We start from the raw sequence: 11,256 nt of genomic DNA, 5'->3' as shown, positions 1-11,256 counted from the left end.
TAATCGCTTTTTGCGATCTTCTGGCCGAGGGTGGTCAACTGGGCGTTCGAGATCCATCCCTGGCGATAGGCGATCTCTTCGGGGCAGGCGATGCGCAGGCCTTGCCTGGCTTCGAGGGTGCGGACGAACTCGCCGGCCTCGAGCATGCTGTCGGGGGTGCCGGTGTCGAGCCAGGCGAAGCCGCGGCCCATGCATTCGACCGAAAGCTCTCCGCGTTCGAGATAGATGCGGTTGACGTCGGTGATCTCGAGCTCGCCGCGCGGCGAGGGCTTCAGGGTCTTCACGATCTCGACGACCTCGGCATCGTAGAAATACAACCCCGTCACGGCCCAGTTCGATTTCGGAAGCTGCGGCTTCTCCTCGATCGAGATCGCCTTGCCGGTCGCGTCGAACGCGACCACGCCGTAGCGCTCGGGATCGCGCACATGATAGGCGAACACGCTCGCGCCCCTGGTTCGGGCCGCTGCCGAGGCCATCATCTCCGGCAGCGAGTGGCCGTAGTAGAGATTGTCGCCGAGGATCAGCACGGAGGGTTCGCCTGCGACGAAGTCGGCGCCGATCAGATAGGCCTGCGCGAGGCCGCCGGGATGGGGCTGCTCGGCATAGGAGAGGCTCATGCCCCAGTCCGAGCCATCGCCGAGCAGGCGCCGGAAGTTCGGCAGGTCGTGCGGGGTCGAGATGATCAGCACCTCGCGGATGCCGGCGAGCATCAGCGTCGAGAGCGGATAATAGATCATCGGCTTGTCGTAGACCGGCAGAAGCTGCTTCGACATCGCCAGCGTCATCGGATGCAGCCGCGTGCCGGAGCCGCCGGCGAGGATGATGCCCTTCATCGTCTATTCCTGATCTGCGAGGAGCCGTTTGACGCAGGCCGAAAGCGAGTCCTGCCATTGCGGCAGGCTGACGCCATGCGTCGCTGCCAGTTTCGTCGAGTCGAGCCGCGAATTCGCCGGCCGGCGCGCCGGCGTCGGATAATCCGTGGTGGCGATGCGCTTCACCGCGACCGGCTTGCCGCCAAGGCGCGCCTGTTCGGCGAAGATCGCCTCGGCAACATCGGCCCAGACGGCCTCGCCCCGGGCTGCCATATGGAAGATGCCGCGCAGGGAAGCCTCGCCCGGCCGCTCGGCGAGATTGCGCGCCACAGTGAAGATCGCGTCGGCAATGTCGAGCGCGCTGGTTGGACAGCCCTGCTGATCGGCGACGACGCCGACCTCGTCGCGCGTCTCGGCCAGGCGCAGCATGGTCTTGACGAAGTTCTTGCCGAAGGGGCTGTAGATCCAGGCGGTGCGCAGGACGGCATGGTTCGCCGTCGCCGCCGCGACGGCCTGCTCGCCGGCGAGCTTGCTCGCGCCATAGGCCGAGATCGGACCGGTCGCATCGTCCTCGCGATAGGGCCGGCCGAGTGTTCCGTCGAAGACGTAGTCGGTCGAGAGCTGGATGACGGGGATGCCGAGGGCGGCGGCCACGCGCGCCGCTTCGCCGGCCGCCTGGCCGTTGACGCGCATGGCGAGGTCGGGCTCGCTCTCGGCCTGATCCACAGCCGTATAGGCCGCGGCATTGACGATGACGTCGGGCCTGGCCGCACGAAGAGCCGGCGCGATCGTCCGGTAATCGGCGAGATCGAGCTCCGGGCGGCGGATCGCGACGACCTCGGCACCCACCGGCACGCGTTCCAGCATGGCGCGGACGACCTGGCCGGTCCAACCGGTGACGGCGATGCGCAGGCCCATCAGTCGAAATAACCCAGCATCTCGGCCAGGCGCGGATGCTTGCGGTCCTTGTCGGAGAGGGTCAGCGAGGCCAGCGGCAGGCCCCAGTCGATGCCCAGCGCCGGGTCGTCGAAGGCGAGCCCGTGGTCGTTCTCCGGCGCGTAGGGCGCCGTGACCTTGTAGAGCACCTCGGTGTCCGGCTCGAGCGTGACGAAACCATGCGCGAAACCCACCGGAACCAGGAGCTGCCTCCAGTTCTCGGCGGAGAGCTCGACCGCAACATGCCTGCCGAAGCTCGGGGACGACGCCCGGATGTCGACGGCGACGTCGAGGATGCGTCCGCGCGTCACCCGCACCAGCTTGTCCTGCGCGAAGGGCGGGGACTGGAAATGCAGCCCGCGCAGCGTGCCGACCGCTGCCGAGAGCGACTGGTTGTCCTGGACGAAATCGAGATCGAGCCCGGCCTCGGCAAAGGCCTTGCGGCTCCAGGTCTCGGAGAAGAAGCCGCGGTGGTCGCCGAACTTCTTCGGCGAGATGATCTTGACGGCGGGGATCGCCGTTTCCTCGACGCTCAGCATCGCTTCCGTCTCCCGCTCAGGCCGCGCCGAGGCGTTCGCCGCGATAGCTGCCGGAGCGGATATCGCCCCACCAGCCGGGATTGGCGAGATACCACTCGACCGTGCGGCGCAGGCCCGTCTCGAAGGTCTGCTTCGGCGTCCAGCCGAGCTCGCGGCCGATCTTGCCGGCATCGATCGCGTAGCGCGCATCATGGCCGGGACGATCGGTGACATAGGAGATCAGGCGCTCGCGCGGCCCCGCCGGATCGGGCCTGAGCTCGTCGAGGATGGTGCAGATCGCCTTCACCACCTCGAGGTTCGTCTTCTCGTTGTGTCCGCCGATATTGTAGCTCTCGCCGAGCTTCCCCGCCGTGGCCACGGTGAGCAGGGCGTCGGCGTGATCGTCGACATAGAGCCAGTCGCGCACATTGAGGCCGTTGCCGTAGACCGGCAGCTTCTTGCCCTCGAGCGCGTTGATGATCATCAGCGGGATCAGCTTCTCGGGGAAGTGATAGGGCCCGTAATTGTTCGAGCAGTTGGTCATCACCACCGGCAGGCCGTAGGTGTGGTGCCAGGCCCGCACGAGATGGTCCGAGGCCGCCTTGGAGGCCGAATAGGGCGAGTTCGGCTGATAGGCGGTGTCCTCGCGGAAGAAGCCTTCCGCGCCCAGCGAGCCGAAGACCTCGTCGGTCGAGATGTGGTGGAAGCGGAAGCCTTGCTTTCGAGCCTCCGGCAGCGCCCGGTAATGCCGCAGCGCCTCCTGCAGCAGCGTGAAAGTGCCGACGACATTCGTCTCGATGAAGGCCGCCGGCCCGTCCGAGGCCAGATTGCCGGCATAGGTCAGCTTGTCGACGACGCAGACCTCATGCCCGGTCTCACCGATCAGCTTCCGCACAACCGCCGAACCAATGAACCCGGCGCCGCCGGTGACGAGATAACGCAAGGGCACGCCGCAGAACTCCGAGAGGAAAAGCGATCAAGTTCCAAGTCGAGGCGGCAAAAAGCAGCCTCCTCTTAAGGAGTCAAGCGACCGGTTCCTTGCTGCCATCGTCGTGAAGGCGGGGCAGCGGCGTCACGATACGCTTTCATTTTTCGCCGTGGTCTTTCAAGCGTGGGATCTAGTCCAGGCAGCCTGAGGAGGCGCAGGACCGAGCCGTCCGGCTAACCCGTCGCGCAACCCCGCCCAGATCGGCGGCAGGCCTCCCGGAGCGCCTTTGAGCGCCATCAGTCCGATCTGCATCGCCAGCGCTGCGCAAGACTTGATCCGCCAAGAAAGCGGCACATGCGAGAGCCGGGCAACGGCGATCACGTTGCGCGCGTAGTAGTAATTTCGGATCGGAGCATGGCGCAGGATCTGGGCCTTGCCGAGTTCGTCTTCACTCACCGCCTCGCCCCAGCGATGCGGCATCGCGAGATCTCTGGCGATGTAGGATGCCCAGCCCTTGCTCCAGGCGCGAAAACCCCATTCGACGTCGATGCCGGCGATGAAGAAATCGTCCCGGAAGGGGCCGATATCCCGATAGGCCTCGACGCTGATCAGCGAACCCGAGGTCGGTGCAAAATCGACGCCCGCAAGACCGTCGCCTCTTGGCTGGCCGCGCCATTCATAACGGATCGGCTTGTAGAAACCCTCTCCCGGCGGAACGAGGCGGGGAGCCAGCACGGCGACCCTCTCTCCGGCCCGCTCCAGTTCCTGCATCCGGCCGGCGAGCGCTGCCAGTATCGCCGAGGTGGGCTCGCTATCCTGATCGAGCAGCAAGACATGCGTGAAGCCTTCTTCGGACGCGGCCTCCATCACGGCGTTGAGGCCTCGCCCCAGCCCGACATTGTCGGGGCTCGCGATCAGGCGCAAATCCGCCGGGGTCAGTGCAGCGGCAGCGTCGGGCTCCAAGGAACCGTTGGCAAAGGCGATGAAACGTGTCCCGCGCAGGCCATCGACCTGTAGGGCGAGCAACGCCGAAACCGGCCGGTACAACACCACGGCAGCACAACAGCGCCTGTCGGACGTTTGTGCTTTCGGCACTGCCATCATGTCATGCTCTCAGCTTTCCCGGTGGCTTTAGCGCTGCTTGCCGAGCTGATCAACCAATCCGAGGAAGACTCACGATGCCATCCGGTGCTGATCGTCGCTCTGCTCGCTCCTTGTTCCGGAACGGCTCAGGCCGGCGCCGTAGCCGGATTTGAGAAGCCTTGAAGGTTGGGCGTTTGCCGCGACCCTTTCGATGCCTCTGAAGTCATCTTTCCGGGAAAAATGTTGGCTCGTGATGCTACCGCCGCACGAGCCAATCGCATGCAATTCATGCCCGCCCGCTGCCGAGAACGGGCGGCCGAGCATCTTTTTATGTGGTGATCAGGCCACGTCGAAGCGATCGAGGTTCATCACCTTGGTCCAGGCCGCGACGAAGTCCTTCACGAACTTCTCCTTGGCATCGGCGCTGGCGTAGACCTCCGCCAGCGCGCGCAGGATCGAGTTCGAGCCGAAGACGAGGTCGGCGCGCGTGCCGGTCCACTTTGCTGCGCCGGTCTTGCGATCGGTGCCTTCGAACAAATCCTTGGCGTCAGAGATCGCCTTCCACTGCGTGCCCATGTCGAGCAGGTTGACGAAGAAGTCGTTCGTCAGCGCGCCCGGCCGATGGGTGAGAACGCCATGCGTGCCGCCATCGGCGTTGACGTTGATCGCTCGCAGGCCGCCGACCAGCACGGTGAGTTCCGGCGCGGTCAGGGTCAGCAACTGCGCCTTGTCGATCAGTGCCGCCTCAGCCGCCACCTTCGCACCTGCCTTCTGGTAGTTGCGGAAGCCGTCGGCCGCCGGCTCCATCACGTCGAAGGCATGGATATCGGTCTGCTCCTGCTTGGCATCGGTGCGGCCCGGCGTGAACGGCACCGTGATGTTGTGGCCGGCAGCCTTCGCCGCCTGCTCGACGCCGACATTGCCGGCGAGCACGATGAGGTCGGCCAGCGAGACCTTCTGGTCGCCGTCGGCTTCCTTGTTGAACTGGCGCCGGATACCGTCGAGGACCTCGACCACCTTGGCGAGCTGGGCCGGACGGTTGATCTCCCAGTCCTTCTGGGGGCTGAGGCGAACGCGCGCGCCGTTGGCGCCGCCGCGCTTGTCCCCGCCGCGGAAGGTCGAGGCCGAGGCCCAGGCGGTGCCGACCAGCTCGGAGACGGTGAGGCCCGAAGCCAGGATCTTCTCCTTGAGGGTGGCAATGTCCGCCTGGCCGACAAGCGGGTGATCGACGGCCGGCACGACGTCCTGCCAGATCAGCTCTTCCTTCGGCACTTCCGGGCCGAGATAGCGCGAGCGCGGGCCGAGATCGCGGTGGGTCAGCTTGAACCAGGCGCGGGCGAAAGCCTCGGCGAAGGCCTGCGGATTCTCCAGGAAGCGGCGCGAGATCTTCTCGTAGGCCGGGTCGAAGCGCAGCGACAGATCGGTCGTCAGCATCGTCGGCTTGTGCTTCTTCGACGGGTCATGGGCGTCTGGGATGACCGCCTCGGCGTCCTTCGCCTCCCACTGGATGGCGCCGGCCGGGCTGCGGGTCTGCACCCATTCGAACTTGAACAGGTTCTCGAAGAAGTGGTTGCTCCACTGCGCCGGCGTCTGCGTCCAGGTAACCTCGATGCCGCTGCCGATCGCGTCCGCGCCGTGGCCGGTGCCGTAGCTGCTGGCCCAGCCCAGCCCCTGCGCCTCGAGCTCCGCAGCCTCCGGCTCCGGCCCCTTGTAGGACTCCGCGGCGGCGCCGTGGGTCTTGCCGAAGGTGTGGCCGCCGCCGATCAGCGCCACGGTCTCCTCGTCGTTCATCGCCATCCGGGCGAAGGTCTCGCGGATGAAGTGGGCCGCGGAAATCGGATCGCCATTCGCGCCCGGGCCTTCCGGGTTGACATAGATCAGGCCCATTTCGGTGGCGCTGAGCGGCGCATCGAACTTGTCGAGCGGACGATGGGTCAGCCACGCCGTCTCGGCGCCCCAGTTCACGTCACGATCCGGCTCCCAGGTGTCCTCGCGGCCCGCGGCGAAGCCGAACGTGCGGAAGCCCATGGTCTCCAGCGCGACGTTGCCGGTCAGGATCATCAGGTCGGCCCAGGAGATCAGCTGGCCGTATTTCTGCTTGATCGGCCACAGCAGGCGCCGTGACTTGTCGATGTTCACATTGTCCGGCCAGCTATTGAGCGGAGCGAAGCGCTGCTGGCCACGGCCGCCGCCGCCACGGCCGTCGGCGAGGCGATAGGTGCCGGCGGCATGCCAGGACATGCGGACGAATTGCGGGCCATAGTTGCCGAAATCGGCGGGCCACCAGTCCTGCGAATCGGTCATCAGCTTGCGCAGGTCGTTCTTCAGCGCCTGGTAGTCGAGCTTCTTGAACGCCTCGCGGTAGTTGAAGGCCTGGTCCAGCGGGTCGGACTTCGACGAATGCTGGTTCAGGAGGTCGACAGGCAGCTGGCTCGGCCACCAGTCGCGGTTCTGTCGGCTGGCACCGCCGCCATGGGCGACGGGGCATTTGCCCGTGCTGTCCTCGGTCTTCGCCTTCATGTCTCTCTCCAGAGCTGGGCTTGGCGGAATATGTGATTTCGTCGACAGGCGAACCGATATCCAAGCGGGAATGCGGCGCCTGCCACAGTCAGCAAAGCGAACAAATGTCAGGCGACCGGCAAGTTCTCACCGGACGGGGCCCGAAGGCCCGGCTGATGGCAGGCGCAACATCATCGACCCCTGCGGTGCGCCACGGCCTCGGCATCTGCGATCCCCCCTTCGCTACCAGCGTCTTACCAAAGACGTCTCATTATATTAATTCGGATTTTCTGATCCAGATGATAAGCTTGGATTATGATGAACCTGACTTTCAAGCAGCTTCGCTACTTCGAGGCCTTGGAACGCCATCGCCATTTCGGCCGCGCCGCCGAGGCGTGCTCGATCTCGCAGCCGGCTCTTTCCATGCAGATCAAGGCATTGGAAGAGGAGCTCGGGACCGAGCTTTTGGAGAAGGGTACACGCCAAGTCCGCTTGACGACCTTCGGTGAAGAGATCGCTCTGCGCGCGAAGGATATCCTGCGCTCCCTCGATGAACTGGAACGCTACGCAGGCGCTTCGCAGGACGGGCTGGTGACACGGCTGCGCATCGGCGTCATCCCGACGGTCGCGCCCTATCTCTTGCCGAGCCTGATCGGCGAGCTAACCGATTTGCACGGCGGCCTCGATCTCCATATCCGCGAAACGTTGACGCCGCGACTCGTCGAGGAGCTGAACGACGGGCGTCTTGACATGGCGATCGTCGCCTTGCCGGTTTCGGAACCGTCCCTGACGGAAGTGGCGCTCTTCACGGAAAGCTTCGTCTTGGTGCGACCGAAGGAGGACGAAGGAAAGCCCGTCCCCGATGCTGACGCGCTGCGCGAAATGCGGCTTCTTCTGCTGGAAGAGGGACACTGCTTCCGCGAGCAGGCCTTGTCGTTCTGCAAGATCAAGCCGCGCTCGGCCCGGCCGCGCGACATGCTCGATGCGAGCTCTTTGACGACACTGGTGCAGATGGTCGATGCAGGCCTGGGCGTGACGCTGATACCGGAGATGGCGGTGGCCCTCGAAACGCGTTCGGCGGGGGTCTCGGTGGCAAAATTCAAAACGCCTCAACCGTCCCGAACCGTTGGCATGGTCTGGCGCAAGACGAGCCCGCTCGCGAAACAACTGCTTCAGATATCCGACAAGGTTCGTCGATCAGCCGGTATGTCCAGGGCAAATCCCTCGACGCACACGCATTCCTGAGGCTTGCCGAGCCCATTGCCCCAGCGCTTTCGAGACGTCCGCCCGCCTCAAGTGCGATGGCGATGCCCGGGCCAACACCGATGGGATCAATTGGTCCACCCCGAAGACATCGCCGCGAAGCAGCGTCAGGTCGGTGGGCTGGTCTTGCAGGGGCAGTCCTGGGATAGATCCGGACGAGCCCGCGAGCGGTTCAAGCCGGCCGCGCAATCGCGACTGGTCTGCCGGGCTAACCGCCGCGGCGGGCCCCGGGTTCGCCGATCTGGCGATTGCCTGCGAGCGGGGATCTCCTGCCAATCTCTTTGCGGTTACGTTCGAGCCGTTGTCGTTGCCGGGACCGGACTCTCGGAAACGGCTCGCAAGCATCGCACAGTATGAACGGGGTCGATCCGGACGTTGTCGGGCACGCCCTGAGCGCATTCCTCAATGAAGTCTCCGCAGCGAGGGCCGAAAGCGCAGCCGACCGGCGGCGCGGCCAAATCGGGCGGCGAGCCGGGAATAGCCTTCAGGCGCTCGTCCTTGCCGAGCGTGGCATGGGCCCGGGAGGCGAGCAGTCCGCGCGTATAGGGATGGGCTGGGTTGCGGATGACGCCCCGGCACGAGCCGCTCTCGACGATGCGTCCCGCATACATCACAGCGATCCGGTCTGCGACCTCGACCGCAACTCCGATATCATGCGTCACGAAGACGATGGCGAGGCCGAACTCCCGCTGCAACTCCCGCAGCAGCAGCAGGACCTGAATCTGCACGGTCGCGTCGAGGGCCGTCGTCGGCTCGTCGGCGAGCAGCACTTTCGGCCGGCAGGCGAGGGCGAGCGCGATCATGGCGCGCTGACGCATGCCGCCCGACATCTCATGCGGGAAATTGTCGAGCCGGCGCTCCGGCGAGGGGATGCGGACGCGCTCGAACAATTCGAGCCCGCGCTTGCGGCCCTCGGCGCGCGAGACGCCCTCATGGCGCATCACCGTCTCGGCGATCTGATCACCGATGCGATAGACCGGATCGAAGGCGAGGCCGGGATCTTGGAAGATCATCGAAACCGTCTTGCCGCGATAGGCGCGCAGGGCCGAGGGCGATAGGGCGAGCACGTCCTGCCCGTCGACAGCGACCGAGCCGCCAATCTTGGCGGATTTGGGATGGAGCCGCATCAGCGCCCGCAAGGTCACGCTTTTGCCGGAACCGGATTCGCCAAGCAGCGCGACAGTCTCCCCCGGTTTGAGCGAGAGATCGACGCCGCAAACGGCGCGGATCATGCCGCGGCCGGCCGCGAAATCGACGGTAAGATCCTTCGCTTCAACGATCGGGGCTGTGCTGGTCATGCGGCCGCGAGCCTCGGATGGCCAGAGGCGGGGTCGGCGAGATGGCAGGCCGCGAAATGCTGTGAGCTGGCCTCAGTCAGCTCGGGCTCCGCATGGCTGCAGAGCGCCGAAGCCATCTTGCAGCGCGGGTGGAAGCGGCAGCCGCTTGGCGGGTTGATCGGGTTCGGCGGGTCGCCGGCCAGCGGCGCTTCCTCAGTCAGGCTGTCGGGGTCCATCGACGGCATGGAAGAGAGCAAGGCGGCCGTATAGGGATGGCCCGGCTTCTCGAAGATCAGCTCGGATGGCCCGACTTCGGCGACCTTGCCGAGATACATCACCATGATCCGGTCGGACATGAAGCGCACGACGTTGAGGTCGTGGGTAATGAACATATAGGTCAGACCGAAATCGCGCTTGAGGTCGAGCAGGAGATTGAGAACCTGCGCCTCGACCGACTTGTCGAGCGCCGAGACCGCCTCATCGAGAATGAGCAGGCGCGGGTTCAGCGAGAGCGCACGGGCGATATTGACGCGCTGGCGCTGGCCACCGGAGATCTCGTGCGGATAGCGCCCGGCGAAGCGGCGCGGCTCCAGCCCGACGCGATGGAGCAGGTCATGCGCCTTCGCGATCGATGCGGAAGCCGAGGCGCCATGGATGCGCGGGCCGAAGGCGACCGTGTCCTCGACCGTTAGCCGGGGGTTGAGCGAGGCGTAGCTGTCCTGGAAGACCATCTGGACCTGCCGGCGGAACGCCTTCAGGTCGAGCGCGGCGGAGCCGACCTTCTCGCCGTCGAAGAGAATGTCGCCAGCATCGGGCTTGACGATCTGCATGACGAGCCGGGCCGTGGTCGATTTGCCGCAGCCGGATTCGCCGACGATGCCGAGCGTCTCGCCCTTGGCGATGCTGAAGTCGACGCCGTCGACGGCGCGGACAGTGCCGCTCGGCCTGCCGAAGAGGCTACGCTTGCCGCCGAAGTGCTTGACCAGCCCGCGCACGTCGAGGAGCGGCGTGCCTGCGCCGCCGCGGTCGCGCGGATCGTTCGCCAAGCCGCTCATTGCCGCACCTCCATCGCGCCGCGCAGGCCGTCGGAGAACAGGTTGAAGGAAATCGAGGTGATGAAGATCATCATGCCCGGCAGCGCCGCGACCAGCGGCTGGCTGTAGATCGCGGTGCGCAAGGTGTTGAGCATCAGGCCCCATTCCGGCTCGGGCGGCTTCACGCCGAGGCCGAGGAAGGAGAGGCCGGAGGAGAGGATCATCGAGACGCTGATCAGGCCGGTCGCATAGACGAAGATCGGCCCCAGCACGTTGCCGAGCACATGGACACRCACGATGGTCAGCATGCCCGCCCCGGATATGCGGGCAGCCTCGACGAAGTCGCGGTTGCGTGTCTGGGTCGTGACCGACTCCGCGACGCGCGCGATCTGCGGCACGAAGACGACGGTCAGCGACACGATCGAGTTGAGGATGCCGGCGCCGAGCGCACCCGAAAGCGCGATCGCCAGCAGCACCGAAGGGAAGGCGAAGAACACGTCGATGACGCGCATCACCAGGGTGTTGATCCAGCCGCCAACATAGGCGGCGAAGATGCCGATCGAGGAGCCGAGGATGAAGGCGAGGATAACCGGCGTGACGCCCATGAAGAGCGAGAGCCGGCCGCCATAGATCAGCCGCGAGAGCAGATCGCGGCCGAGTTCGTCCGTGCCAAGCGGATAGCCCGTTGTGCCGATGGGCCGCAGCCGCCGCACCATCGAACCGCGGAACGGGTCGGCGGGCGCGATATAGGGCGCGAAGATCGCCGCAAGTATGATGAGCAGGATCACGGTGAGCGCCAGCATCGCGACGGGATCGCGTACCAGCCGGCGTCCCACGCTTGACCAGTAGCCCTCGCTCCTGACGGGGGTCATGACGGCGAGCGCTCCGGCATCGATTGCGCTCATG

At 65.7% G+C, this 11,256-nt stretch carries 10 protein-coding genes; 1 reads left to right on the top strand and 9 read right to left on the bottom strand.

The annotated features are described in order from the left end of the window. From rfbA to katG, 6 genes are all read right to left on the bottom strand, one after another. Positions 1 to 833, bottom strand: an 833-nt coding sequence (rfbA, locus tag AB4Z10_RS08910; protein ID WP_441470022.1) for a glucose-1-phosphate thymidylyltransferase RfbA, incomplete at its 3' end; no start/stop codon positions are given. Between the two features lie 3 nt (positions 834 to 836). Next, complete coding sequence (gene rfbD / locus AB4Z10_RS08905; protein WP_441470021.1) at positions 837 to 1,730, bottom strand: dTDP-4-dehydrorhamnose reductase; 894 nt, start codon at positions 1,728 to 1,730, stop codon at positions 837 to 839. Further along, the gene (gene rfbC / locus AB4Z10_RS08900; RefSeq protein ID WP_441470020.1) at positions 1,730 to 2,287 is read right to left on the bottom strand and encodes a dTDP-4-dehydrorhamnose 3,5-epimerase; all 558 of its coding nucleotides are present in this window, start codon (positions 2,285 to 2,287) and stop codon (positions 1,730 to 1,732) included. The genes rfbD and rfbC overlap by 1 nt, the downstream gene beginning before the upstream one ends. A gap of 16 nt (positions 2,288 to 2,303) precedes the next feature. Then, entirely contained in the window at positions 2,304 to 3,215 is a 912-nt protein-coding gene (locus AB4Z10_RS08895; RefSeq protein WP_441470019.1) for a dTDP-glucose 4,6-dehydratase, read from the bottom strand. Positions 3,216 to 3,371: 156 nt separating this feature from the next. Next, on the bottom strand, positions 3,372 to 4,298 hold the full coding sequence (locus AB4Z10_RS08890; protein ID WP_441470018.1) for a glycosyltransferase family protein: 927 nt from the start codon (positions 4,296 to 4,298) through the stop codon (positions 3,372 to 3,374). Positions 4,299 to 4,616: 318 nt separating this feature from the next. Then, complete coding sequence (gene katG, locus AB4Z10_RS08885) at positions 4,617 to 6,797, bottom strand: catalase/peroxidase HPI (RefSeq protein ID WP_441470017.1); 2,181 nt, start codon at positions 6,795 to 6,797, stop codon at positions 4,617 to 4,619. A 294-nt stretch (positions 6,798 to 7,091) separates the two neighbouring features. Here katG and AB4Z10_RS08880 point away from each other — a divergent pair, with 294 nt between their 5' ends. Then, positions 7,092 to 8,021 carry a hydrogen peroxide-inducible genes activator gene (locus AB4Z10_RS08880; protein WP_441470016.1) on the top strand — a complete coding sequence of 310 codons (930 nt, stop codon included), beginning with the start codon at positions 7,092 to 7,094 and terminating at the stop codon, positions 8,019 to 8,021. A gap of 305 nt (positions 8,022 to 8,326) precedes the next feature. On the opposite strand, the gene AB4Z10_RS08875 is transcribed toward AB4Z10_RS08880, so the two are convergent. The 3 genes from AB4Z10_RS08875 to AB4Z10_RS08865 are packed head-to-tail and all read right to left on the bottom strand — an operon-like array spanning position 8,327 to position 11,255. Beyond that, entirely contained in the window at positions 8,327 to 9,337 is a 1,011-nt protein-coding gene (locus AB4Z10_RS08875; RefSeq protein ID WP_441470015.1) for an ABC transporter ATP-binding protein, read from the bottom strand. Then, positions 9,334 to 10,371, bottom strand: a complete 1,038-nt coding sequence (locus AB4Z10_RS08870; protein ID WP_441470014.1) for an ABC transporter ATP-binding protein — start codon at positions 10,369 to 10,371, stop codon at positions 9,334 to 9,336. The genes AB4Z10_RS08875 and AB4Z10_RS08870 overlap by 4 nt, the downstream gene beginning before the upstream one ends. Beyond that, positions 10,368 to 11,255, bottom strand: a complete 888-nt coding sequence (locus tag AB4Z10_RS08865) for an ABC transporter permease (protein ID WP_441470013.1) — start codon at positions 11,253 to 11,255, stop codon at positions 10,368 to 10,370. The genes AB4Z10_RS08870 and AB4Z10_RS08865 overlap by 4 nt, the downstream gene beginning before the upstream one ends. Position 11,256 lies beyond the last annotated feature (1 nt).

Origin of the sequence: Allobosea sp. RAF48, assembly GCF_052114025.1 — a bacterium.
Lineage (GTDB): Bacteria > Pseudomonadota > Alphaproteobacteria > Rhizobiales > Beijerinckiaceae > Allobosea.
Note: the sequence above shows the minus strand (reverse complement) of the source record. Positions and strands in the feature narration are given on the sequence as shown.

Bases quoted from the DNA above. Each gene is read 5' to 3' on its own strand.
- rfbD (WP_441470021.1), bottom strand. From the start codon at position 1,730: ATGGGCCTGCGCATCGCCGTCACCGGTTGGACCGGCCAGGTCGTCCGC.
- rfbC (WP_441470020.1), bottom strand. From the start codon at position 2,287: ATGCTGAGCGTCGAGGAAACGGCGATCCCCGCCGTCAAGATCATCTCG.
- AB4Z10_RS08890 (WP_441470018.1), bottom strand. From the start codon at position 4,298: ATGATGGCAGTGCCGAAAGCACAAACGTCCGACAGGCGCTGTTGTGCT.
- katG (WP_441470017.1), bottom strand. From the start codon at position 6,797: ATGAAGGCGAAGACCGAGGACAGCACGGGCAAATGCCCCGTCGCCCAT.
- AB4Z10_RS08880 (WP_441470016.1), top strand. From the start codon at position 7,092: ATGATGAACCTGACTTTCAAGCAGCTTCGCTACTTCGAGGCCTTGGAA.
- AB4Z10_RS08875 (WP_441470015.1), bottom strand. From the start codon at position 9,337: ATGACCAGCACAGCCCCGATCGTTGAAGCGAAGGATCTTACCGTCGAT.
- AB4Z10_RS08870 (WP_441470014.1), bottom strand. From the start codon at position 10,371: ATGAGCGGCTTGGCGAACGATCCGCGCGACCGCGGCGGCGCAGGCACG.